Annotated in this window: 15 protein-coding genes; 5 read left to right on the forward strand and 10 right to left on the reverse strand. The window is 73.1% G+C overall.

The features are described from left to right. Positions 1 to 2: 2 nt before the first annotated feature. The 4 genes from ACTWP5_RS22415 to ACTWP5_RS22430 form a co-directional block, all read right to left on the reverse strand. Positions 3 to 1,955: an AIPR family protein gene (locus ACTWP5_RS22415; RefSeq protein WP_443222855.1), complete on the reverse strand. Its 1,953-nt coding sequence runs from the start codon at positions 1,953 to 1,955 to the stop codon at positions 3 to 5. 135 nt (positions 1,956 to 2,090) lie between these two features. Beyond that, complete coding sequence (locus ACTWP5_RS22420) at positions 2,091 to 4,829, reverse strand: Z1 domain-containing protein (protein WP_443222856.1); 2,739 nt, start codon at positions 4,827 to 4,829, stop codon at positions 2,091 to 2,093. A gap of 124 nt (positions 4,830 to 4,953) precedes the next feature. Beyond that, positions 4,954 to 6,450 (reverse strand): ATP-binding protein, encoded by a 1,497-nt coding sequence (locus ACTWP5_RS22425; RefSeq protein ID WP_443222857.1) that lies wholly within the window; start codon positions 6,448 to 6,450, stop codon positions 4,954 to 4,956. Positions 6,451 to 6,601: 151 nt separating this feature from the next. Further along, on the reverse strand, positions 6,602 to 7,183 hold the full coding sequence (locus ACTWP5_RS22430) for a hypothetical protein (RefSeq protein ID WP_443222858.1): 582 nt from the start codon (positions 7,181 to 7,183) through the stop codon (positions 6,602 to 6,604). Between the two features lie 195 nt (positions 7,184 to 7,378). Between ACTWP5_RS22430 and ACTWP5_RS22435 the strand changes: the two genes are divergently transcribed. Next, positions 7,379 to 8,656, forward strand: coding sequence for a hypothetical protein (locus ACTWP5_RS22435; RefSeq protein ID WP_443222859.1), 1,278 nt, complete (start codon positions 7,379 to 7,381; stop codon positions 8,654 to 8,656). 121 nt (positions 8,657 to 8,777) lie between these two features. On the opposite strand, the gene ACTWP5_RS22440 is transcribed toward ACTWP5_RS22435, so the two are convergent. Then, positions 8,778 to 10,067, reverse strand: coding sequence for a PrsW family intramembrane metalloprotease (locus ACTWP5_RS22440; RefSeq protein ID WP_443222860.1), 1,290 nt, complete (start codon positions 10,065 to 10,067; stop codon positions 8,778 to 8,780). A gap of 137 nt (positions 10,068 to 10,204) precedes the next feature. Between ACTWP5_RS22440 and ACTWP5_RS22445 the strand changes: the two genes are divergently transcribed. After that, complete coding sequence (locus ACTWP5_RS22445) at positions 10,205 to 11,620, forward strand: outer membrane protein assembly factor BamB family protein (protein ID WP_443222861.1); 1,416 nt, start codon at positions 10,205 to 10,207, stop codon at positions 11,618 to 11,620. 69 nt (positions 11,621 to 11,689) lie between these two features. Here ACTWP5_RS22445 and trmB read toward each other — a convergent pair whose 3' ends face one another. From trmB to ACTWP5_RS22460, 3 genes are all read right to left on the reverse strand, one after another. After that, a complete protein-coding gene (trmB, locus tag ACTWP5_RS22450) occupies positions 11,690 to 12,493 on the reverse strand; it encodes a tRNA (guanosine(46)-N7)-methyltransferase TrmB (RefSeq protein ID WP_443222862.1) in 804 nt (267 codons plus the stop codon). A gap of 110 nt (positions 12,494 to 12,603) precedes the next feature. After that, positions 12,604 to 13,998: an FAD-dependent oxidoreductase gene (locus tag ACTWP5_RS22455; RefSeq protein ID WP_443222863.1), complete on the reverse strand. Its 1,395-nt coding sequence runs from the start codon at positions 13,996 to 13,998 to the stop codon at positions 12,604 to 12,606. 8 nt (positions 13,999 to 14,006) lie between these two features. Then, complete coding sequence (locus tag ACTWP5_RS22460) at positions 14,007 to 15,500, reverse strand: MFS transporter (protein WP_443222864.1); 1,494 nt, start codon at positions 15,498 to 15,500, stop codon at positions 14,007 to 14,009. Between the two features lie 751 nt (positions 15,501 to 16,251). Here ACTWP5_RS22460 and ACTWP5_RS22465 point away from each other — a divergent pair. After that, positions 16,252 to 18,345, forward strand: a complete 2,094-nt coding sequence (locus ACTWP5_RS22465) for an asparagine synthase-related protein (protein WP_443222865.1) — start codon at positions 16,252 to 16,254, stop codon at positions 18,343 to 18,345. 89 nt (positions 18,346 to 18,434) lie between these two features. Here ACTWP5_RS22465 and ACTWP5_RS22470 read toward each other — a convergent pair whose 3' ends face one another. Next, the gene (locus tag ACTWP5_RS22470) at positions 18,435 to 20,189 is read right to left on the reverse strand and encodes a sigma-70 family RNA polymerase sigma factor (RefSeq protein ID WP_443222866.1); all 1,755 of its coding nucleotides are present in this window, start codon (positions 20,187 to 20,189) and stop codon (positions 18,435 to 18,437) included. 214 nt (positions 20,190 to 20,403) lie between these two features. Beyond that, positions 20,404 to 21,318 carry a TetR/AcrR family transcriptional regulator gene (locus tag ACTWP5_RS22475; protein ID WP_443222867.1) on the reverse strand — a complete coding sequence of 305 codons (915 nt, stop codon included), beginning with the start codon at positions 21,316 to 21,318 and terminating at the stop codon, positions 20,404 to 20,406. 248 nt (positions 21,319 to 21,566) lie between these two features. Between ACTWP5_RS22475 and ACTWP5_RS22480 the strand changes: the two genes are divergently transcribed. Further along, entirely contained in the window at positions 21,567 to 22,988 is a 1,422-nt protein-coding gene (locus ACTWP5_RS22480) for an NAD(P)/FAD-dependent oxidoreductase (protein ID WP_443222868.1), read from the forward strand. Positions 22,989 to 23,063: 75 nt separating this feature from the next. Further along, complete coding sequence (locus tag ACTWP5_RS22485; RefSeq protein WP_443222869.1) at positions 23,064 to 24,848, forward strand: ATP-binding SpoIIE family protein phosphatase; 1,785 nt, start codon at positions 23,064 to 23,066, stop codon at positions 24,846 to 24,848. Positions 24,849 to 25,057: the final 209 nt, after the last annotated feature.

Consider the following 25,057-nt stretch of genomic DNA (forward strand, 5'->3'; position numbering starts at 1 on the left):
TCTCAGACCGTCCGAGTTGCTGAGCCAACACCTTCCGTGTCGGGTTCGCCTGATGGGGCATGTGGGAGAAAGCCCAGCTTCTGGGCCTCCTTCCTGATGTCGAGAGCCTGAACGGCCTGGTTCACCGGCACCTCCTGACCGAGCTGCACCCGCTGTCCGACCTTCCGCGCCACCTGACGCTGCCAGGGATCGAGGCTCCGCGTCTGCTTCGCCCACTGCTCGACGGCGAACCACTCGGAAGCGGGAACAAGCGCCACCTCCGCTGGTGCACTCTCGTGTGTGTCCCCCCGACCGAGTTCCTCCTGGTCAAGGGGGGTGCCGCGAAGTTCTTCCGCCAGGCTGCGCGGCACTCTCCAGGGTATCTCCGAGACGGTGATCCAGCAGGCCTCCTTCTTCGCCCACTCACCGGCATGGACACCTTCACGCGGGTTGGCCACCACGCCCATCACGCGCGGGCACAGCTCGTCGACGGCTTCCTCGAGCACGGGCGAGACACGCTGCTCCCGCCAGACGCGGTCGAGGTCGATCCGTCGGTTCGTCGCGCGGGAGAGCCTGGCCATCGTGTGGGTGGTGACAAAACTCTTGTGGCTTCCGGCCCCGTGCGCGGCGGCGATCCGGTCGATCGCCCTGAAGAGGATGGCCATCGCAATGACGCGCTGGCAGTACTGCACGTCGACGTGGGGCGGCGTCTCATCAATGCGCAGCATGAAGTGGGAGAAGTTCTTCTGTGCGCCCCTACTGACGAGGTGAGGGAGCTGGTCCCACGAGTTCACGAACTTCGCGAGGTCCGACTTGGTGAACTTCTGCCTGGAGGGGTTCAGCCGCTTGAACTCGCGCTGCCTCGCAGGGGTGCGGGCTTTGGCCAGCTCGTCCGTGTACTGGCCGCGCGCCCGCTCGTAGAACCAGTGCGTCTCCTGGCCACTGCCGTCCGCTGCCGGTGCCCACAGGGAGCGTGTGATCCTCTGGAACGCGACGTGGTACTCGTGGTTGGAACTGAAGTCCACGAGCGTCACACGGTTCTGGGTGTTGGAGTACTCGGAGATCTTCGGCACGATCTCCGCGAGCCGCTCGGGGGCCACCTCCGTGAGCTTCATCTGTACGCTCACGTCGCTGAGGTCCGCCCTGTCCCTTGTGGCCGCGTAGTGCAGCGAGGCGGTGGTCTGCCCGCCGTTCACGATCTGGAGGCCGTGGACGCGCCTGATGCCGGTGACCGTGCCGTCGGGTCCCCACACCAGGTCCACCCGCGAGGCCGTCGCGGTGACGCCGTTGTTGTAGGCGAGGAAGCGTCCCGGCGCATTGAGCAGAGTCCTCCGAATGCCGCTGTTCACCGTGCCGCGGGCCTGGAGGAAGGAGCGCACGTTCAGTTCGAGCAGCCGCGTTCCGTACTCGGCGTACAGGTCGGCGAGCTGCTGGCCGCTGATGACGGTGAGGACCACGGAGTGGTCCTCCTCGGTGCTGGGGACCGCCACACAGGGCAGGGGAGGGTCGAAGTCGACCACGATCGGCTCGCCCATGCGGCCCGACGTCGCGTGGCGGTGGAGTCGCGCCAGGTCCCACACCTCGTGACTCACGGGCAGACCGTCAAACGTTGTCGGCGGAAACTCCGTCGATGTCGCGACCCGCGTGCTGAGGAGGAAGAACCTGATCCGCTGTACCTCGGTGAGGGCCTTCTCGAGCGAGGCACACATGTCATGGACGTCGTGTGACTCGTCGAGGTCCTTACGCATACCGTCGCGCGTCCGTCGGACGAAGGTCAGGAGCCTGCGGAACTTCGTCTCCGCGTCAGTCCTGGTGAGCTTCGAAACCAGCGGCCGGAGGTCGAAGTCCGTGGTGAACAGGTCCAGGGTCTCACCGGACTCGGCCACCGCGTATCCGTGGACCTCGATTCCGTGTGCCTTGTGGTATGCGGTGAAGGTGTTGGACGCGACGCCGGCCTCCTCGAGCTCGTCGAGCACGCGGCGGGTGAACACCTCGGGAAGGCTGGCCTCCTCGGCGTCGGCGGTCGCGTTGACCTCCGCGATGAGGCCACGGGCGAACTCGACGGTCTCCTGGTCAGACATGCTGGACTCCCGACAGGACGTCTCGTGTGGTCACTCCTCGTCATCCTCCTCGTCGTCGAGTCCGAGATGCTCGTCGAGCCACACGCCGTTGGCGACGTACTCGGTGGCGGCACGGTGCTCGGAGCGGGGGAAACTCAGCTTGAAGCCGACGAGCGGTGGCCTTACGTCGATCGTTGTCGGGAGCCTGTCCCGTTCCCTGGGTTCGAAGAGATAGATCAGCAACAACGCCTGGTCGGCTCGCCGCTGGAGCCGCAGGTGTCGACCAGAGGCACGTTTCGGTTCGCTCTTTCTCTCCTTCGCCTCCCAGGCCTTTCTGGTCGCCTCGTACGCGGCGTCCTTCTGCTGCTGATCGAGGTCGATCTCCTCGTCGAGCGGGCTCAGCACGCGTCGCAGGACATAGCGGCCCTGTTGCTCGTACTCGTCCTTGTTGACGGGGGAACGCTCGACCAGCCCGATGGTGTGGCGGCCGACCTTCTCCGTGCTCTCGGCACCGGTCTTCCCGACGACGCACACCGTCCAGTTCCGTAGTTCCCCAGCCTGGGTGCACTTGTCGATATAGTCGGCGATGAGTCCGGGACGGGCGGTCTTCGCCTTCTGCCTGCTCTGGTAGCGATGGAGGAAGTCCGAGACCACCTCGGGTGGAATGCCGTTCCATTTCACGTTGCTGCCCACGTAGTCAGGCGTCGTGATGGCGTCCAGTTGTTGGACGAGATCCCTGAGGGCGGAGACGTTGTTCTCGCGGATCTCCGGGGCGAGGTCGTACAGTACGGATTCGGGCCCCGCCCCGGAGAAACTGAGCAGGACCCGGGTGCCGCTCCTCATCTTGTTCGCGGCAGTGACGAGCAGACCGCGTGAGGCTGATGCGCGGACCTTCAGCCCGAAGACCTCGGGCGAGAGCTGTTGGTCCGCCATGTCCTCGATCTCGCGGCGAAGTTCGTCGAGGGCCGCCGTGACCTCGACATAGCGCAGCTGGAGTCCCGGGGTCGTGTAGAGGCGGCACAGGTCTTCGTAGCCGGGGCGGTAGCCGAACCATCGACCCATCTGGAGAAGCGAGTCGTACGTTCCCGACGGGCGGAGATAGTAGCTGACGGTGAGGCCCTCGAGAGTCAGGCCGCGGGAGAGCTTCTGGCCGCCGACGGCGATGACCGAGTAACCCGTCCTGCGGTTCTCGTAGTAGTCGAGCGCATCGCGGGACGAGCCGTTGACCGGCCTGACATGGATCTTCTTGAGCGCGGGAGTGAGCTGTCGGGCCACGTCCTGCCAGGTCACTCGCTCGGCTCTGTCGGCCGGGAACCGGTGTGTGGTGGGAACGAAGTCACGTTCCCACAGCTTACGGAACTCGTACAGACGCTGTCGGGACTGGCCGTAGCTGTCGTTCAGCGAGTCCAGGAGGAAATCGACGAAGTCCTGGAGCTGCTCGTGGACGCGGTTCTGAACCTTGATGAAGCGGGTGACGTGCACGAGCATGGAGTTGTGTTCCTGCTTCTGACCACGCGCTCTTCTTGCGGCACAGGCCAGAACGAAAGCCATGACCGCTTCACGGAGGGAGTCCGGAAGGATTTCGGAGGGTTCGTCGTTCGCCTCATGCTTGGTCGGTAGCCAACTGTCGTGGTCGGTGACGTTTCGAACGAGAGGTAGAGGCTCGATGTCCTCCTCGTCACTGTCCTCGGTCTGTAGGCCGAAGACCCGCTCCGGGCCGAGATAGTTCGAAGGAGACGGCAGGCTGCGAACGAAGCTGTCGGGGAAGAGGTCCGCCCCGAACTTCTCGTGCCTCGCGTCCCGGTCGATGTAGATGTTGGCGAACGGCGTGGCGGTGTACCCGACGTACGCTGCCTTGTCGAAGCTGTTGAGAAGCTCTCGGATGGCTGCGTTGATCCTCGTCGGGTCGGCGTCCGGGTCCGCGGTGTTGATCGACGCGTTGTCGGCCTCGTCGTCGATGACGAACAACGGGAAGTCGCGAACGACTCTCTGACCGTGTTCGTCCGTCAACCCCTTCGCCTCGGTGACCCACTGGCGCACGTAGTCGAGGATCTTGTGGTGCTTCTTGATGACAAGAACCAGCGGGAAGTGTCCGAGCCCGGGGAGGTTCCGCATGGTGTTCGCCGTCGAACGACCGAAGTCACCGTTCTGGGAGCTGTTCGTCGCCGTGCCGATGTCCAGCCTTCTGCCACCGGGCATGCGGGCAGCGCCTATCACGGGAGACTGGCCGCTGCGGGAGAACCTCTTCTTCTCGTCTGTGTGGAATCCGAGTAGACCCTCGTCCATGCGGAGCTGTGTCTGGCTCCTGAGGTCGTTGTGGATACCCGCGAGAACCACGATCAGGCGGTACCCGGCGTCGACCGCCTTCGCCGCGAGCCCGATGTAGTGTCCCGTCTTCCCGGACTGGACCTGGCCGATCACCAGTCCGGTCCGCCGCCAGGGACCGGGGCGTTGCGGATCCTCCAACTGCCCCAGCACGTCGTCCGTGCTCTGGTCGAGCCGGCGCACCACGGCACGCGGGAGTGCCCGGACATCGTCCAGGTACCAGCGGTATCTCTTCCAGAAGTCCCACGGTCGATCAGTCTTGGCCTCAGCCAGCCAGGCCCGGTGTCCTCCGTCGTCGTTGTTCGGCCCTGTCGCGGCGTCCTGCGACACGGAGAGGAGCTGTGTCACCTCCTTCTCGAGTAACTCCCGGTCGACGTGGGCGCCCTTGGCGGACAAGATGCCGAGGAGGTCGTCGATCGTCTGCCGCAGCTCCTCCGGCGTCGGCTGATCGTCGTCCATGTGCATGGTGAGGACCATGCTTCGGGCTTTCGCGAATGCGTCGGCGGACTCGTCAGAAACGGGACTCACGTGGCGCCTTCCAGTTCACGGGGTGGTCGAGGACGTGGGTGTGGGGACTCGGTGATGCCTGTCAGCTCCAGAACCCCTGGAGTTGGTCGAAGGGTGGATACGTGCGCACGCGCTCGCGTGCGTCCGCCGGGGAGTAGCCCTCCAGCACGAGTGCCTCGTAGATCCGCCGCGCGATCGCGGTGGCGTCGGCGTCAGCGGGGCCCGCACCGCCGAAGGGCTCCGGGTCGTCGCCCGAGTCGGTTTCGTGCATGGTGCGCAGGGTGATGACCGGAACGGTCTCCTCCAACAGCCGCAACAGCGCGTGGACGTCCTTCCTTTCGGCGCCCGGCCGGAGGGCGGCCCTCACGAGCGGGTGGCTGCGGTTGATCCTGCAGGTGACCTGTTCGTCCAGCCGCCGGACACTCCAGGCGTAGACCAGTCTTCCGCTGTGGGTCCGCGCCGCGATGCGTCCGCGGAACCGCAGGACCTCCTCGGCCTGCCGCCGGGCCTGACGGGCGACGCGTCGCAGGTGGCCTCTCAGGCCTACGGGTGGGACGACGCTGGACTTGCGGACGTCGACGCCCCACTCGACATCCGTCTCGGCGGGAATGTCCACGGCGATCCTGGCCAGCGCGTACTTCTCCTCACGCCGCAGGCCACGTAGCCCCAGCCAGTTTCCCGCCACGATGAGGCGGTCCCTGCGATAGACGTAGAACCCCTGTTGGTCGAGCCAGCCGCGTGGTCCTCCGGCTCGCTCGAACTCGTCCTTCTCCAGCCGATGCGCACTCGGCAGGACGAACCCCTCGACGCGGACGGTCTCGGTGCCGAGCGGCAACTCCTCCACGGGGAGTCGATGGACCGATGGATGGTTGGAGAGGAACGGGTCCCACGGCTCGACGGGTGTGCTGGCCACGGTCAGACGCAGGCGGCTTCCCCTGAGAAACCTGGCGAAGACCATGCCGAGGTGGGCCTCCGTGCGTCGGGCCTCCGTGTAGAACTGTTGCTGGGTCTTCTCGTCGCGCCCGTCAACGGCGTCGGAGTGGTAGCCGTTGAGCCTGCGCCACAGCACGACGGTTCCGCGCGTCGCCCGATCACGGAGCTCGTCGAGTACGGCCGATGTCTCCTCGTCGGCCCCGTGCAGAAGCCGCCACTCGCCGTGTCGCTCCACGGTGTCCAGGTCCCAGGTGCGTGTGTGCCACACGCCGGAGGTGGCCGTGGAGACCGTCAGCTGCCGCGCCTGGGAGAAGGAGGCTGACTTGAGGCCGACGCCGAAACGGCCCAGGTCGGAGGCAGAGCGCTGGGTCTTCGGTCCCCGGGCGGCCACCGTCATGGCGGTCACCAGCTCCGCGGGGGTCATTCCTGTGCCGTCGTCGACGACGGCGATCCACGAGTCCCGTCCCAGCCAGGTGAACACGACGTCGATGGTGTGGGCGTCCGCCGAGACGCTGTTGTCGACCAGGTCGGCCACCGCGGCTTCCAACGAGTAGCCGAACGAACTCAGGGAGGCCACCATCCCAGCGGCGTCGGGCGTGGCGACGTCGTACTGCCCGAACCCCTCACCCACGGCTTTCATCGCCATCCTCCCCACATTCCCCACGAGTGCTGACCGCGATGTGTGGCGGCCCCTCCAGCACCGTGTCCAAGGTTATGGCTTCTGGTCCCTTCCGGTGACCGTGTGGCCACTGGTCCTGGTCGTCGTTCGGACATCCGCCCGCACGCCTCCCAGCGGGTCACCCCCGCGTCAGCAGCATCAGGCTCGTGCTCGTCGCGACGACGAGGGCGTTGCCCGACGGCGAGAAGCCCGCCGTGCGCAGCGGCGCCAGGGTGGCGTGGTGGATGTGCCACCAGTGGGTGCCGGTGGGTCCGTGGTAGAGGCCGCCGTCGGTGGAGAGGAGGACGCGGTGGTGGGGCCAGTCCGGGCTGACGACGTCGATGGTCCAGCCGTCGGACGTCATCGAGTGCAGACCGCCGCCGTACAGCCCGGCGACGGGTATCGGGAGGCCCGCGAGCGGGCCGATGCCCTTGACGGTCAGCTGCGGCCCCGACGGCTCGGTGGAGCCCGGATCGGGGTCCCGGTCGCGGGCGAGGAGGACGCCGGTCGCCACGTGGAAGACGCCCAGGCCCTCCTGTGAGACGACCATCAGCAGTTCGTCGTCGGTTCGCGCGGGGTCGGGCGCGAAGCCGACGCCGAAGAGGCCGCCGATGGGGATGGCAGGGTGGGGGCGGAAGACGGGGCGCCACGGGGCCGGGGCCGGGGTGACCGGCGCGGCCAGAAAGCGCTCACGGAGCTGCTGCTGGTGTTCGGTGAACATCGGACGTCGGGCTCCAGAACCACAGAAGGACGGAAGCGAGGAACGGCGCGGCGAGGTGTGAGGGTGACGCTACGGTCAGTGGGTGCGTTCCGCTAGAGGGTGGGAAGCGGGTGCGTTCCCGGTGTCAGAAACCGTTCACCTTGATGGCGCTTTCAGGTCATGTCACGCACGCACCCGTGGGGCAGAGTCGACGGTATGAAGACGTCCTGGGCAGCGGGGTTGGCCAGGCTCAGGCCCGGCAGCGTCGCCCGTGCGGAGAACATGCTCCACGCCTGCGTGCGCGAGTGCGCCCGTCACCTCGCGGCGGTCTCGCCCGCCCGACCACCCGGCCCGAACGGCACCGCGCTGCTGGCCGCGATCGGCGGGCTCGTCGTCGAGCACACCGCCGCAGAGCCCGACGAGGACCGCAGCCACGCGGCCCTGCTGGCCACGGGCCGCGCCGCCCTCGACGCGGGCGAGACGCGCCTGGCGCGGCACCTCGCGGACACCGCCGTCGTGCTGCGTTCCCGGTCCAGGGGCGCGTGGCGGTTGCGCGGCGACGTGCTGCACGCCGCCGGCCGTGACCGGGAGGCACTCGACGCGTACGAGAGGTACGAGGCGCTCGGCGGCAGCGACCGCGCGATCCTGCGGCGCCGCGAGACCCTGGCGGACCAGTGGGCGGCGCTGGCCACGGCCGGCCGGATCGTTCCCGAGGCCCGTCTGGCGGAGCAGCCGCCGCGACAGCTCCAGGAGGTGCTGGCGGGTGCCGTGGAGCAACGGCTCACCCACCACGGCTCCGGCGATCCCGACACGCGCCGGCTCGCCGACTCCTACGCCACCTACACGCGGCTCGCCGGCCAGGGGCGCGTCGAGGACCCGCTGCTCGGCGGCAGCGAGCCGATCGGCGTCGGCCCGTTGCGCAGCCAGCTCAAGGGGCGCAACGTCTGCGTCGTCGCCAACGGCGAGGCCGTCGCCGCCAGCGGCCTGGGCGAGGAGATCGACGCCTACGACCTCGTCGTGCGGCTCGACTCCTTCCAGGCGGGCCAATCGGGCCAATCGGGCCAGGTGGGCCAGGCGGGCCGGGCGGCGGCCGGCACGGGAACGCGGCTTCACCTCCACGCCGTCTCGCACCGCTGCGCCGCCCCGGGGGCGTGGCGGCGGCCTGCCGAGATCCGGCTCGTCTTCGGCGACAAGCCGGTCCAGTGGCGCGACGCCGTCCGCCACCGCCTGGTGCCGGGGGCGCAGACCTACGTCGGGGACAAGTCGCTGGCCCGGCCGGTGCGCGACGCGGCGCTGATCGGCGAGCCGGGGTGGGCGGCCGACGCCACGACGGGTTTCACCGTCGTGCGGCTGTTGGACTTCCTCGACGTCAGCCCGCGCATCGACCTGATCGGCTTCTCCCAGCCGGGGCAGCTGCGGCCGGAGGAACGGCAGTGGGTCCTCGCCCACGCGCGGCACAGCGACAGCGACGGGATGCGGATCGCGCTTCGCTGAGCTGCGCTGCCCGGACGGCGCGCGTCGTCGGGAGGGCGGCCGTCACACGGGCAGCGCGGCCCGCGTCAGGCGAGGGCCCGCGTCAGGGCCCCGCTTCGGGGCCGCGCGTCGCATCTCCGCGTCACACCAGGTCCGCCGAGTACGGGCTCGCGCCCTGCCCCCGGTCCCCACCCTGCCCCCGGTCCCCACCCTGCCGCGCGCCGCTCGGCGCCGCGGACTCGGCCAGCATCTCCCGCAGCTGCCCCGCCGCCCGCACCGTGGGATCCCCCGCCGTCTCGCGCAGCCACGCCAGCCGCGCCAGCAGGTCCCGTTCCCTCGCCGCGAAGTCCGTGCCGGCCGTCCCCTGCCGCTCCGCGCGCTGCCGCAGCTCGGCCAGCGCGCCGGCCGTCGCCTGGTAGTCCGCGACCGCGCGCGTGCCGGCGCGGCCGTGCGCCTTGTGCCCCAGACGCCGGGCCAGCGACCGCCCCCGCGAGGTGCCGAGCACCTGCGGCTCCTCGTGGCTGAGCCAGCCGGCCGCCGCGTAGCCGGGCAGCCAGATCCGCACCGCCCGCAGCTGCCGCTGCCGCGACCACAGCGCCAGCCACGCCAGCGACACGAAGACGGGCACCATCAGCAGCCCGTAGACGGCGACGAAGCCGAAGAACGACAGCGAGGTGGACGCGTTCCACGCCGAGTGCAGGCCCATGGCGGCGGCCAAGCCGAGCACCGGCAGCGCCAGGCGCCACAGCGGGTGCCGGTGCGGCGCCAGCGCCGCGGCCAGGCCGAGGCCGACGCCCGCCATCGCCGTGAAGACGGGATGGGCGAAGGGCGCGAGCACGATCCGCACGAAGAACGTCGCCACCGTGGAGCTGAACAGCCCGTCGCCGGCGCGGTCCTGCGTGACCGCGCTGCCCAGGTACAGCACGTTCTCGGTGAACGCGAAGCCCGTCGCCGTGACGCCGGCCGCGACGAGACCGGCGAGGACGCCGTTGAACGCGTGCGGCCGGTGCAGGAAGAGCAGCAGCACCGCCATGGCCTTGGCGGTCTCCTCCACCACCGGGGCGATGACCGTCAGCTCCAGCGTGTCCAACGGCCCGGAGCCGGCCGGTGCCAGCGACGCCTCGTCGCCCGTGAGCAGCCGCACCAGCAGACCGTTGGTGACGAGCGCGGCGAGCGTCGCGGCGCAGGCGCCCCAGGCGAACGCGAACCCCAGCTGCCCCCACGGCTTCGGCGTCACGCCGTCGAGCCACCGGAAGACGCCGACGAGCAGCGGTATGGGAAGCAGGGCCAGCACCAGCCCCGCGATCAGGCCCTCGCCTCCGGTCTCCCGGCCCACCAGCGTCAACACCACGACGCCGCACAGCGCGAGCGGCGCGCCGACCGCGAGGGCGCGTGGCTCCGGCCAGCGGAGTGGGGGGACGAGGAGGCGCACCCCTCTGACCTTACGGGCACCCGGTGTCAGGCGGGAACCGCGTGCCGGGAAGTGGACGTCGCTTCTGTCGGGCCGTCGCGTGCGACGTCGCACGTGAGGCATGTCAGAAGGACGCAGGGGGACTTGGGGGACATGCGATGGCCGTTCAGACGGACCAGAGCAGCGACCGGGCCACGGACCGGGGCACGGGGTACGACGGGGAACAGCGCGGCGCGGCGGGTGGGGAACGGCACGGGGAGTCGGGTGGGGGCCCGGGAGGCCACACGGGAGGTCACACCGGAGGCCCCACCGGCGGGGACGCCGAGGGACGGATAGGGCTCCTCGCCACGGTCGGCGTGCTGCTGCTGGCGGTGCTGACGGTGAGCGTGGTCGTGCTGAGCCGGGACATCGTCGGCGGCACGGCCGAGACGAGCGCCGCGCCGCCCAGCGAGCCGTCCAGGCTGGCGGAGGTGTGGCGGACACCGGAGGTCGACGCCAGTCCGCTCGGGTTGTGGGTCCACGACGAGACGCTCGTCCGCGTCACGACGCGCGGCGTCGTCGCGTTCGACACGGTCGACGGCCGGACGCTGTGGCAGGCCGCCGCCCCGCCCGACGCCGGCGCGCCCTGCGCGGCGAGCCGCGGCACCAACGTGGCGGGCGTCGGAGCCGTGCTCTACGAGGGCGGGGCGTCGGGAGCCTGCACGGTGCTCGGCGTCGTCGACACCCGGGCCTCCGGGGGCGGGCTGCGGTGGTGGGCGACGCTCGACGAGCCGGCGACGGGCGCGGCGTCGCCCGTGCTCGGCGTCGGGGAGGAGACCGTGAACGTGAGCCTCGACGGCGCCAGCGGCGCGGTCGGCGCCTTCCACCGCTTCGCCCTCGACACCGGCGACGCGCTCCCGCCGCCCGAGCCGCCGCCCGCCGAGGCGGGGGAGTGCCCGAGCGGGGTCTGGGAGACGGACGCGCTGCGCCACGCCGACGGGCGGATCCTCGCGAGCCACGCCTGCGGGCCCGACCGGCGGGCGGTGAGCGCCTACGCGGCGGACAGCGGCGAGCTGCTGTGGACCCGGTCGGCCGAGGGAGCCGAGGCGACGCCGTTGACGGGCCTGCTGGCGGGCGACCCGGTGCTGGTGCTGCGGGGCGGCGGGGGCGCGGGGCACGAGATCGTGGCGCACGCCGAGACGGGGGAGGAGCTGTGGCGCCTCCCGGCCGGCGGGCTCACCGCCACGCCGGGCGCCGTCACCGTCGTGGACGACGTGCTGCTGCTGTCCTCGCCCACGCTGACCGCGTACGGCCTGGCCGACGGCCAGCCGCGGTGGACCACGAGCCTGCCGTCCGGCACCCGCGTCCACGGCGAGGACAGCAACGGCATGACGCTGCTGGGCCACGTGGACGGCGACCGGATGCGGCTGCTGTGGCTGGACCCCGCCGACGGCACCCAGCACCCGGCCGGCGAGCTGCCCCTCGACCCGGACCGCACCGGCGACCACGTCATGCTGGCCTACGACGAGCACCAGCTGTACGTCGTCAGCCAGACCGGCTCCGACCGGCTGAGGCTGCGCGCCTTCCAACGCTGACGACGGCCGTCAGGCCGACGCCGACCGCCGAAGGCCCCGTCCGCGACCCGCGATCGTGTCCCGCGGGTGCTACACGCGGCGAAAACGCAGGTCACGCACGACGTGCCCCTTGGCCAGCCCGGCCCGCTCGAAGCGGGTCAACGGCCGGTCCCCGGGGCGCGGCACGTACCCGCCGTCGGGCGCCTCGTTGGCCAGCAGCGGGCAGTCGCCGAGCACCTGGAGCATCTGCTCCGCGTACGGCTCCCAGTCCGTCGCGCAGTGGAGCACCGCGCCCGGCGCGAGGCGGGAGGCGACGAGCTCGGCGAAGTCGGACTGGACCAGGCGCCGCTTGTGGTGCCGCTTCTTCGGCCAGGGATCGGGGAAGAAGACCCGGACCCCGGCGAGCGAGCCGGGGACGAGCAGCCGGTGCAGCAGCACGAAGGCGTCGCCGCGCGCCACGCGCACGTTGTCCAGGCCCCGCTCGTCGGCGAGGCGCAGCAGGTTGCCCAGGCCGGGGGTGTGCAGGTCGTTGGCGAGGACGCCGGTGTGGGGGTCGGCCGCCGCCATCTCGGCCGTGGCCTCGCCCATGCCGAAGCCGATCTCCAGGACGACGGGCCGCCCGTCGAAGAGCTCGCCGAGGTCGAGCGGGCCGCGCGCCGCGTCGGCGCCGTCCCCGATCTCGACGCCCCACGTCGACCAGAGCCGGTCCAACGCCCGGCGCTGCCCGGGGGTGACCCGCCCGCGCCGGGGCTGGAAGCCGCGCGTTCTGCCCTCGCGGGGTGGCGCTGCGGCGGGGGCGGTGCGGGGAGGGACGCCGTCCGGCGAGGCGGCCTCGGACACCACGGCCTGGGCGGCCGGGCGGGCGTCGTCGGGGCGGGAGTGGATCTCGGACACAGTGCCTACGAGTCTACGTCCCGGGCCCGCACGCCCCAGCTCACGGCGACCGGCTCAGGCGGACCCGGCCGGCCCGAGCCGACCCGCCTCCCGCCAGGCTCACGCCAGGTTCACGCCGGGCTGTCCAGGCGGCGCAGCACGCGGGCGGCGATCTCCTCGCCGATCGGCAGGCAGGCGGTCGCGGCGGGGGAGGGTGCGTTGAGCACGTGGACCGCGTGCGGGCCCTCGGTGATGCGGAAGTCGTCGGCGAGGGTGCCGTCGGGCAGGACGGCCTGGGCGCGGACCCCGGCGGGCGCCGGCAGCAGGTCGGCGTCGTCCGCCTCGGGCAGCAGGCGGCGCACGGCGGTGGCGAAGGCGCGGCGGGAGAGCGAACGGCGCAGCTCCAGCGCGCCGGCCCGCCAGTGGCGGCGGGCCATGCGCCACACGCCCGGGTAGGCCAGGGTGGCGGCCGCGTCGGCGGGGCGGACGGTGCGCCAGTCGTAGCCCTCGCGGGCCAGGGCGAGCACGGCGTTGGGGCCGAGGTGCACCTCGCCGTCGAGGCCGGCGGTGAGGTGGACGCCGAGGAACGGGAAGGCCGGGTCGGGCACGGGGTAGACCAGGCCGCGCACGAGGGGGGCGGCCTCGGGCCGCAGCCGGTGGAACTCGCCGCGGAAGGGCACGATCCGCACGCCGGGCTCGTCCCCCGCCAGCCGGGCGACCCGGTCGGCGTGGAGGCCGGCGGCGTTGACCAGCATCCTGGCCCGCAGCACCCGACCGCGCCCGCCGTCCGCCCCGTTCCCGTCGCCCTTGCCGTCCGCTCCGTCCGCTCCGTCCGCGCCGTGCTCCACGAGCTTCACCGCGACCCCGACCCCCGGCCGCTGCTGCACCGCCACCACCCGCGCGCCGCACCACACCTCGCCCGCCGACGCCGCCAGCCGCCGCGCCACGGCGGGGAAGTCCGCGAGCCCCGTGGTCTCCACGCGCAACGCGGCGATGCCGCGCACGTGCGGCTCGTACTCCGCGATGCCGTCGGGCCCGAGCTCGGTGACGGGCACCCCGTTCCTCCCGGCGCGGCGCGCGAGCTCCCGAAGCCGCGGCAGCTCGCGCTCCTCCGTGGCGACGATCAGCTTGCCCGTGACCGCGTGCGGGATGCCGTGTTCGGCGCAGAACGCCACCATCCGGGCCGCGCCGCGCACCGCGAAACGCGCCTTGAGCGAGCCGGGGCGGTAGTACACACCGCTGTGGATGACGCCGCTGTTGCGTCCGGACTGGTGCCGGGCGGGCGCGGGCTCCTTCTCCAGCACCATGACCTCGACGCCGGGACGCGCGGCGCGCAGCGCGTGCGCCGTGGCGAGACCGACGAGGCCGCCGCCGACCACGACCACCTCGCAGTCGTACGCGACGGCCCGCGCCGAGGCGTGCGACAGCCCGGAGGAACGCGCCCGCCCGGAGGAACGCGCCCGTCCGACGGCGTGCGCCCGCTCCGTGGCGGGCCGCCGCCCGCCGTCGTCCCGTGCCGCTGTCATGTGCGACATCATGCCGGAGCGGCGAGGATCAGGCGGGCCTGCTCCTGCAGCTCCCTGACCAGGGGCTCGTTCTCGTAGGGCTGGAGACGGTGGAGGAGGTCACGGACGTAGTCCGTGGTGCGGGCGGAGGAGATGCGGCCGGCGACCTGGAGCGCGCGGGCGCCGACCTCGCAGGCGGCGTCGAGGTTCCCCGACTCCAGCTCGGCGACGGCGGCCACCACCAGCCGCAGGCCGTGCGAACGGACGTACTCCTCCGTCGGCTCGCTCAGCGCCTGCTCGGTGAAGCGTCGGACCTTCCCAGGGACCTCCAGGTCGATGTAGCACTCGGCGGCGTCGGCCGCGAGACGGTCGTAGGTGTAGAAGTCGAGCCAGCCGGGGTCGCCGTCGCCGTCGCGGGAGCGCTCCAGCCAGCTCTCGGCGGCGGAGAGCGCCGTGCCGCAGCCGGCCGCGTCCTTGGCCTTGGCGAGCGCGCGCGCCTCCACGAGGTGGAAGAAGCTCATCGTCCTGGCCGTGGCCAGGGAGCGGTTCCCGGTGAGCGCGGCCTGCGCGAGGTCCACGGCCTCCTCGCCGAAGCCGCGGTACGTGGCCTGGAGCGACATGGACGCCAGCACGTACCCGCCGAGGGGCACGTCGGCGGCGGCGCGGGCCAGCCGCAGCGCCTGTATGTAGTACCGCTGGGCGGCCTCCTGCTGGCCGGTGTCGAACGCCATCCAGCCCGCGAGCCGCGTCAGCTCCGCGGTGGCCCCGAAGAGCGAGCGGCCGACCTCGTCGCTGTAGCTCCCCTGGAGGAGGGGGGCGGCGTCGGTGCGCAGGCACTCGGGGACCATGGAGGAACGCCAGTCGCCGCCGCCGTACTTCGAGTCCCAGCGGCGGGCCTCCGCGGCGGCCTCGCGGAGCTTGTTCACGTCCGAGTGGCCCACCCGGCCCGCGACGCCGGCCACCGCGCCGGCGCCGCCGGCGCGCGGCCCGGCCGCCCCCAGGGCGCCCGCCGTCCCCGGCTGCCCCGCCGCTCCGGCCGCGCCCGTGCCGCCGGGCGCGGGCCGGGCGACCGAGGCGTCGGCCGGGTTGATCAGCCAGCGGGAGATGGGCGTGGCGTACGCCGACACCGCGAACGAGCCGGCGAGCATGTGCCAGATCCCCTTGCCGGGGGCAACGTCGAGGCGGTAGAGCTCCGTCGCGGCGTCGACGGCCGCCCGCACGTCGCGCGGGAAGGCGAGGCCCACCTCGGGCGCGGGGTCGGCGTCGGCCAGCCCGATCTCGTGGAGGGGGACCGGCCGGCCCAGCTTGCTGCTGATGGCGGCGGCGATGAGATGGGGCGCGGAACCCTGCGGCACCATCCCCTTGGCCACCCAGCGCGCGACCGAGGTCTTGTCATATCTCAGTGTCAATCCCCGTTGCGCGCCAAGGTCATTGACGCGGCGGGCGAGTCCGGCGTTGCTGATTCCGGCGAGGGCGAGAATCGCTCCGAGCTTCTCGTTCGGCCCGCGTGGCTCCCTGGTCATGCGCGCACCCACTCCACACCAACGGCGGCCCCGCGACCAGCACGGGGCCTTCCCGTAAAAACTCCGCCAACCCAGCGTAGTTCGATGCCTCCTGACCGTTAAGGGGGTGAAGCCCGGATGGCGAATTCTTGACCGTACGCCCGTGCGAGCGCTGCCCCGTACCGGTTGCGTGCGCGACTGTGCTCCCGGCATGTGGCCGTGCGCCCGGGTGTGCGCTCTGGGCAGGAGACGGCGGCCGACGTTCGATGGAGAGGCGTGGGTCGGCCTGCGGTCCTGACGGATCCGTGGGCCGGGGGAAGCCGTCGTCTCATTCCCCGCGGACGGCGGTCAGGTCCGGGAGGCGTCCGCCGTCTCCCGGACCGGAACGCCCCACGCGGCGCCACTCCGCACCGTGCGCTCGTTCCAAGCGGCCAAACATTGGCCGAAAATCGCCGGTTTCCCGTGACCCGATACCGGTCGGTGCCTGCCAGAAAACGGCCGATCGCGATCGCTTCACGTCCGGTTGACGACTGGTTGGCCGCGCCCCACGGGCGACGGTCGCTTCGCCACGCCGTGAACTCGCGCCGCGGCATGCACCGTTCCCGCCCCTCCCGTGGCAGCATGGCCTCAACACCAACGTGGCTGTCAGCGTCCTACAAGGCGTCCGGGCGCGCACGAGTGCGGCACGCACGGTGAGATGCCGGACGTTCACAAGCTCCCCGGAGACCCGCCGGGAGCGTCCTCAGAGTCCTGGCAAGGGGGAGGCGGAGCGATGCGGTGGTTGGTCGGGTGGTGCGGCGCCTCCGCCAGCGCTGCGCGGGACATCCAGCCCCTGGGCGCCATGCCGCTCTGGGAGGGCCCCGACCCGCTGTGGGCCGTCGGGGACTGGCGCCCCGACGAGATCCGCCTGGTCTACGCCGACGGCGACACCCACCTGGCCGTCTTCGGGTACTGCGGCGCCGACGACGCCCAGCTGCGCCGCTCCCTGGTCTCCGCCCGCGCCGGTGCCCTGCGACAGCTCACCACCTGGCCCGGGAGCTACACGGCGGTCGCCCGCTTCGGCCGCCGCACCGTCATCCCCACCGACCTCGCCGGCACCCGCCCCGTCTTCCACGCCGGCTGGGCCGGCGGCACGGCGTACGCCACCGCCGCCCTGCCCCTCGCCGACCTGACCGAGGCCCAGCTCGACGTCGAACACCTCGCCGCCCTCCTGGCCTGCCCCGAGGCACCCGAGGCCACCGGCACCGGCACCCCGTACCGCGGCGTCCACCGCGTGCCCCCCGGCCACGCCCTCACGCTCCGCGAGGGCGGCAGTCGCGGCATGGCCGTCACCGTGGACTACGAGCCCGCCACCCCCACCGTCGTCGCCGCGCCGCCCGTCGAGCGCGAGGAGGCCATCGCGGGCGTGCGCGAGGCCCTCGTCGAGGCCGTCCGCACCCGCCTGGCTGCCCCCCGGCACGCGCCCACCCGCGACCCGGGCCCTGTGCCCGGGCTCGGCCCGGCCGACCGCCGCGCCGCCCGCTCCCCCGAGCCGGCCCCCGGCGTCGGCGCCGACCTCTCGGGCGGCAGCGCCTCCGCCACCCTCGCCCTCCTCGCCGCCGGCCTGCCCGGCATGCCGGGCACCATCTACGGCACGGGCACCACCCTGGCGGGCGAGCGCCTGCTGGCCGTCACGTTCAACGACCTCACCGCCGCGGCCACCAACGGACCGACCGCCGTGCTCCGCGCCGCCGAGATGGAGCGCGCCCGCGCCATCGCCGAGAACCCGCGGCTGCACCACCTCGTCGTGCCCGCCGGCGAGGAGGCCCTGCCCTTCGCCGACCTCGACGCCGGACCGCTGACCGACGAGCCGGGTCCGTCGCTGGTGACCACCGCCCGCCACCGGCACCGCCTCGCCTCCGGCAGCGCCGACCACCTCATCGGCAACGGCGCCCGCCAGGTCCTCGACGCCCACCCCGCCCGCCTGGCCGACCTCCTCCTCGACCGCCGCCGTCGCCACCTGCTGCGGCCGGTGACCGCCCTGGCGCGCGCCAGCCGCGGCGAGACCGCCAACCGGCCCGCCTTCGTCGTCCCCTTCACGGTCTACCGCGCCGCCCGCCGCCTGGCCCGCACCTCCTACACCGAGGGCATCGCCGGCGCCGCCCACCTGCTGCGCCAGCCCCACGAGGTCAACGGCGCCGGCGGCAGCGCGCTCGGCGCCTCCCTCGCCGCCCTCGCCTGGTGCAGACCGGGACCGGCGGCCCGCTGGCTCACCGGCGAGGCCCTGGCCGAGGTGTCGATCCGGCTGGAGGCGGTCGCCGCCAGACCCAGGGCCTCCGCCGCCAGCGGCCGGCCCGGCGCGCGCCGCGCCCGCGCCGCGCTCGCCCGCCACGCCGCCGACCACCGCGTCTTCGAGCAGGCCGTGGAGGTCCGTCACCAGCGGCTGCACGCCCCGTTCTACGACAACCAGGTGGTCCGCGCCTGCCAGGCCCTGCCCGAGAGCCTCCGGGTCCAGCCCGGCGCCCGCGCCGACGTGCTCCGCGCCGTCCTGACCGGCGCCGGCGTCCGCGACCTGCCGCCCGGCTGGGGCGCCACCACCCCCGCCTCCCACGCCGAGACGCTCCGCGCCGGGTTGCGCGCCCACGTCGGGGACCTCGTCGACCTCTTCGACGCCCCGCTGCTGGCCGACGCCGGCCTCATCGAGGCCCGCACCATCCGCAAGGCGCTGCGCTCCGCCGCCGAGGGCGAGCCGCTGCCGCTCGACGGCCTCGCCGACATCGTCTCCACCGAGGTCTGGCTGCGCCGCCTGCTGACGCGGCGCGGCTCCTGCTGGACCGCCGAGGGGCACCACGATCCGCGCGCCGTCACCAGCGGCGTCAGCCCGTGACCCCGACGCCGACGCCGACACCGACCCGGACGCCGTCCCCGACCCGGACGCCGACCCCGCCTCTCCCTCTGGCCTGACGGGAGTCCAGCTCAGCGGCAGTCGATCTCCGAGTCCGCCCAGTTCCCCTGGGTGATCTCGCTCAACGGCGTGTCCTCGTCGGGCTCCACCACGAGCTGGAGGGCGTCGAACCCCGTCAGCGGAACCTCCACCGGCACCGCCGGGTCGCCGGCCTCGACCACCGACGAGCGCCACAGCTCCTGCCCGTCGCCGTAGATCCGGAAGACCGCCGCCCCGATGTCCTCGGTCATGTCGTCGATGCCGGCGAAGGCGCGGTACGCCCGGCAGGGACGATTCAGCTCGATGGTGACCGACGACGGCGCCTGCACGGTGATGCCGTGGTCGTAGCGCTCGCCGCCGATCGTCAGCCCGTCGCGCTGCCGCACCGGGCCGCTCTCGCTCAACGCGATCACCGGCTCGTCGCCGTCCCCGCCGGCCACGTCGAACCGGAGGCCGCTCACCTCGTAGGGAGCCGGCGGCAACGTGGCCGGCGGTCGGGGCTGCTGGCTCGTCGGCGTCGGCGTCGGCGTCGGCTGCCGCGAGGGCTCCGGCGTCGGCTCGGCGGACTCCTCGGGCGTCGGGCGCGAGGGCGACCGGGAGGTCCCGCCCGTGGGCCTCTCCTCCGGCGTGGCGGCGGGCGGCTGGGACGTGGTCCGGGACGGCTCGGGCGACGGCGTCGGCCGCGTCGTCTCCGCCGGCGGGCGCGCCACCTCCTCGGGCGGCTCGCCCCCCATCAGCGCCAGCGCCAGCGCGGCGGCGACCGCTGAGGCCACCACCCCGGCCGCCAGGCCGACCTTCGCCGGCGCGCTCAGGCCCTCGGCCGCGGCGCCGGCCCCCGCGCCCCCCGCGGCGGAACCACCGCCGGCCCCCGCCGCCGCCCCGGCGCCCGCGCCCGCGCCACCGGCCGCCGCGGCGGCCCCGGCCCCGGCGGCGCCACCCGCACCCGAGAGGAACGCCACCCACTTCACCGACCAGCCGGCCGCCAACCAGCCCAGGACCACCAGCGGCAGCAGGCTCCTGATCTGCTCGTTGAGGTCCTGGAGCTCCAACGCCGCCCTGGTGCACGCGTCGCACCCCGCCAGGTGCCCCCGCATCCCCGGCAGCAGCCGCGCCCGCAGCTTCCCCCGGGCGTAGCTCCCCAGGTGCTTGGCGTACCGCTCACACTCGGAGCCCCTGGGCTCCGCCGTGTTGACGTGGGCCGCGAGGTACGCCTCCCGCAGGCCCTCCCTGGCCCGGTGCGCCAACTGCGCCGCGGCGTTGGGCGTCAGGCCCAGCAGCGGCGCCACCTCGCGCAGCGGCGCCTCCTCCACCATGGTGTGCCACAGCACCGCCTGCCAACGCTCCGGCAGGCTGCGGAAGGCCTGCACCGCCATGCTCGCCTCCGCCTCGCGCATCGTCCGCACGTCGGGCCGGCTCACGGGGTCGGCGGTGGCCACGGCCAGGGCGAAGTCCGCGAAGTCCTCCACGAGGTGCTCGCGTCGGGCCGTCCTGGCCCAGTCCGCCGCCACCCGCCGCACCGAGGTCATCAGGTACGGCCGCACCGCGGCACGGGGGCCCGCGCCGCTGCGCACGGCCTGGAGGGTGGCGGCGAAGACCTCGTTCGTCAGGTCGTCCGCGGTGTCCGCGTCACGGCAGCAGCTGCGCGCGTACCGGCGGACGGCCGCGGCGTGGCGCCGGTACAGCTCGTCGTAGGCCTCGGCCTCGCCCTCGCGTATCCGGTCCAGCAGTTCGAGATCGGAGGGAGGAACGTCCCCTCCCTCCGGATCCACCGGATCCCCAACACCCATGAACGAGTCCCCCTTGCGAGTGGCTGTTGACACAACCGTCAGCGGCAGTCAGGTTGCCACAACGACGCGTCACGCCCGGGGCGCCGCAGGGGAGAACCACTCTTCCGGGGGGATCATGCCGCCACGAACACGCCCGTACGGGCCGTAAACCGCCCGGAGCGTCCTACAGCGGCCTCACAGACCTGGACCGGGGTCGGAACAGGGACCGGGACCGCTAGTCCCCCGCCGCCGGTCGAGGCCCGGGAGCCCGCAGCCCCTGGAGCAGGAGCTCCAGCAGCCGCCGCCCCGCCACGGCGCGCCGCGCCGGGTCCTCCAGCCGTGGCGGCGTCGTCGCGATCACCAACATCAGGTCGGCGACCGTCACGTCGGCCCGCAACTCACCCGCGGCGCGCGAGCGTTCCACTAACTGGCCGACGGCCGCCAGCAGTTCGCGGGTGCCGTGGTCCACGGCCCCACGCTGCGACGGCACCCGCGCCCCGCGCCCCTCGCCAGCACCGCCGGCGACGTCGGCCGCCTCGACCCCGCCCTCCCCGCCACCACGACCCGCCCAGTCCGCCCGGTCCACGACGGCCGGCCCACCGGTGCCAGCCGCACCGCCCACCGACTCCGCCCCCGCCGACGCGACGTTCACCGACGCCGCGCCCGCCGACGCGGCCACGCCCGCCGACCCCCCGGCCGCCGCACTCGCCGCCAGCAGCTCCGGCGGCAGCAGCCGACCCGTCCCCGCCGCCGCCGACCGCTGCACGAACCCCTCCAACGCGGCCCACGGCTCCTTCTCCAACGCCACGAGCGCCTCCCTGGCGCTGTCCGTCAGCCGCTGCGTCTCCTCCTCCGCTATGTACCGGACCAGCGCCTCCTTGTTGGGAAACTTCCGGTACACGGTGCCGACGCCGACCCGCGCCCGCCGCGCCACCTCCTCCATCGGCGCCCCATAGCCCTGCTCGCCGAAGACGTCCCGCGCCGCGCTGAGCACCAGCCGCAGGTTCCGCTGCGCGTCCACGCGCAACGGCCCCTGCCGTCCCACGGTTCTCGCCACGGCCCGACCCTCGGCACGAGGAGCCGTGAGCCCCTCCACGCCGCCCGACGCCCTCCCACCGTTCGACCCACCCGACGTGGTCGATCCATTCATCGAACGGCGGTCCTCGGTCCCCTCTATCCGCATGTCGAATCCCCCGGAATCCCCCAGTAGCGCGGACGCCCCCCTGATAAGACGCCCCGTCTGCCACTCCTCTGGAAAGTGGAGAGTACGAACATAGTTCAGGCCGCAAGGTGTGAGAAGCGCGACGCACACGCGCCCGCTGCCGAGCGCAGCCCGAACGGCGCAGCATCACGTACGAGCTGTGGACAAACGGCCGACCCGGGGTGCCTCATGGACGGGTGACAGGAGCCAACGGAGACGAGACAGCCAGGCGAACGCGGCGCGTCGCGCGCATTCTCGTGGTCGGCGGCGGCTACGTCGGCCTCTACGCCGCACACCGCCTCCAACGCACCCTGCGGCGCGCGCTGCGCCGCGGCGTCGCCGAGATCACCGTCGTCAACCCCGACCCCTACATGACCTACCAGCCCTTCCTCCCCGAGGCCGCCGCCGGCAACATCTCCCCCCGTCACGTCGTCGTCCCCCTCCGCCGCATCCTCGACCGCTGCCGCCTGGTCCCCGGCGAGGCCGTCGCCGTCGACCCCGCGGCCCGCACCGTGACCGTGCGCACCCGCGCGACGGCGGAGACCGGCGACGACCCGGTGGAGCTGCCCTACGACCACCTCGTCCTCGCCCCCGGCTCGATCTCCCGCACCCTGCCCGTGCCGGGCCTGGCCGAGCACGGCATCGGCTTCAAGACCGTCGAGGAGGCCATCGGCCTGCGCAACCACGTGCTGGAGCAGCTCGACATCGCCGCCTCCACCCGCGACAGCGCCGTCCGCGCCGCCGCCCTCACGTTCGTCTTCGTCGGCGGCGGCTACGCCGGCGTCGAGGCCCTCGCCGAACTGGAGGACATGGCCCGTTACGCCTGCCGTTACTACCCGAACATCCGCCCGGACGAACAGAAGTGGATCCTGGTCGAGGCGACCGACAGGATCCTTCCCGAGGTGGGTGAGCAGATGGGCCGGTACGCGGTACGCGAGCTGCGCGGACGCAACATCGACGTCCGCCTCGGCACCCGCCTGGAGTCCTGCGAGGACCGCACCGTCATCCTCAGCGACGGCTCACGCCACCCCGCTCGCACCCTCGTCTGGACGACCGGCGTCAAGGCGAACCCCGCCCTCGCCGACTTCAACGTCCCCCTCGACGAGCGCGGCCGCGTCCGCTGCACCCCGACCCTGCGCGTCGAGGGCCACGAGCGGATATGGTCCGCCGGCGACGCCGCGGCCGTCCCCGACCTCACCGCCGCCCCCGCCTCCCCCGACGAGCCCGCCCCGCTCTGCCCGCCCAACGCGCAGCACGCCTGGCGCCAGGGCCGGCACATCGCCAGGAACATCGAGGCGACCCTACGCGGCAGGCCCGTCACCGAGTACCGTCACCGCAACGCCGGCTCCGTCGCCTCCCTCGGCCTCCACAAGGGCGTCGCGAGGGTCTACGGCCGGAGGCTGAAGGGCTACCCCGCCTGGTTCCTCCACCGCACCTACCACCTCGGGCGCGTACCGACCCTGAACCGCAAGGCGCGCGTGGCGGCCGAATGGACCCTTGCGGGACTGTTCAAACGTGAGATCGTCTCCCTCGGCTCACTGGAACACCCACGTGCCGAGTTCGAGCACGCCGCGGGCGCTGACCGTAACGACGGCACCGCCGAGCGTCGCGCCATGTGACGATGGGTGGGCCACCATCCGACGAAGAGTCGCACCAGAACTGAAGCAGACCAGGACGAGCCAGATCGGAACGCCGTGAACTTGACGCGCTGGAGCATCCGGCTGCCCGGTACGCAGCGGCGCACCGCCGCCGCGGCGGGGGACACCGGCAGCGTGCCCGCAGCCCGCGCCGAGCAGCAGGGGAGCAAGGCCACCCGACAGCCGTCGCAGAGAACCGGTCCCGAGGCGGGACGCGGTGGCCGCGCCGCCCGCGGAGGCTCGGACGGCGTCGGCGTCAGCCCTCTCGCGGTCCACGAGCTCCTCGGCCAGGTCCCCGCCCCCGTCGCCGTCGTGCACGGCGCCGACCACCTCGTCGCCTACGTCAACGACGCCTACGCCGCGGTCTTCGGCGAGCGCGAGACCGGCGCCCCGGCCCGCGACTCCCTCGCCGAGCTCGTCGACCTCGGCCTGCTCCCGCTGATGGACCAGGTCCGCCGCAGCGGCACCCCACGCACCCTGAAGTCGCGCCGCGTCCCCCGCCGCGCCGGCCAGTCCCGCGACAGCTTCTTCACCTTCACCTGCACCCCGGTCGAGCTGGCCGAGCCGCCCGAGGAGCAGCCCGGGCGCCGACGCGCCACCCGTGGCGTCCTCGTCTTCGCCTCCGACGTCACCGACCAGGTCGTGAGCGCGGAGCGGCTGCGCGAGAGCGAGCGTCACCAGCGCGAGGCCGCCGTCACCCTCCAGCGCAGCCTCCTGCCCCAGCAGCTCGAACAGCCCGACGACCTGCGCGTCGGCGCCATCTACCACCCCGGCGGCACCGACGCGGCCGTCGGCGGCGACTGGTACGACGTGATCACCCTCGGCGCCGGCCGCACCGCCGTCGTCATCGGCGACGTCATGGGCCGCGGCGTGCGCGCCGCCGCCGTCATGGGCCAGCTCCGCACCGCCGTCCGCGCCTACGCCCGGCTCGACCTCCCACCCCACGAGGTGCTCCAGCTCCTCGACGGCCTGGCCGCCGACATCGACGCCACCCAGATCGCCACCTGCGTCTACGCGGTCTACGACCCCAACGAGGCGAGCCTCACCTACGCTTCCGCCGGCCACCTGCCGATCTTCATCCGCGAGGCCGACGGCACCGTGCACCGCGTCGCCGAGCCCACCGGCCCCCCGCTGGGCACCGGCGACTGGCTCTACGCCTCCGGCACCGTCCCCTTCGGCCCCGGCGCCACCGCCGTGCTCTGCACGGACGGCCTCGTCGAACGCCGGGACGCCGACATCGACGACGGCCTGGCGACCCTCGAACGCGCCCTCGCCACGAGCGCGCCAGGCCCCGCGGGAACCGCCGCCGACACGGTCGGGCACCCGTCCGGGACGGACCCGCAGATCCTCTGCGACCGGCTGCTGCGCGCCCTCGGCGTCACCGCCGACCACGACGACGACGTGGCGATCCTCGTGCTCTCCTGCCCCGAGCGGCACGGCGAGGAGGCCGACCTCTTCCGCGGTGCCGCGCTCGACCTCCTCGGCGGCATCGAGGCCGCGCCGCGGGCCCGAGCCTTCGCCGACGGCGTCCTCGCCAGCTGGCGCTTCCCCGAGGAGCTCAGGGAACTGGGCGTCCTCGCCGCCAGCGAACTCGTGGCCAACTCCCTCAAGCACGGGCGCGCCCCCATGGGCCTGCGGCTGCGCCGCACGGACCGTCGGCTCATCGTCGAGGTCACGGACGGGGACGAGCACCTGCCGCGCCGGCAACGCGCCGCCCCGGCCGACGAGGCGGGGCGCGGCATCGCGGTGGTCGCCACCATCGCGGAGGAGTGGGGAGCCCGCCGCCTGCCCGAGGGCGGCAAGGCGGTCTGGGCGGAGTTCGCCCTGCCGGATTCAAGTTGACGCACCCGCCACGACCGCGTAACGTTGCCCGAGCGCTCTCGACGGGAGCGCATCTTCTACCACGAACTGAGCTCTCCCAAACCCCCGATTTTGAAATCGGCGGGGGGACGCTCTAAGGTAGTGGACACCGAGAGGGAAACGCCCGGAGCGGCCTGAGAGGGTCGTGAAGGAAGTGTCCGTTTCTTGAGAACTCAACAGCGTGCTTGATA

Origin of the sequence: Streptomyces sp. 4N509B (assembly GCF_052245655.1) — a bacterium.
In the GTDB taxonomy this organism is placed as follows: domain Bacteria; phylum Actinomycetota; class Actinomycetes; order Streptomycetales; family Streptomycetaceae; genus Streptomyces.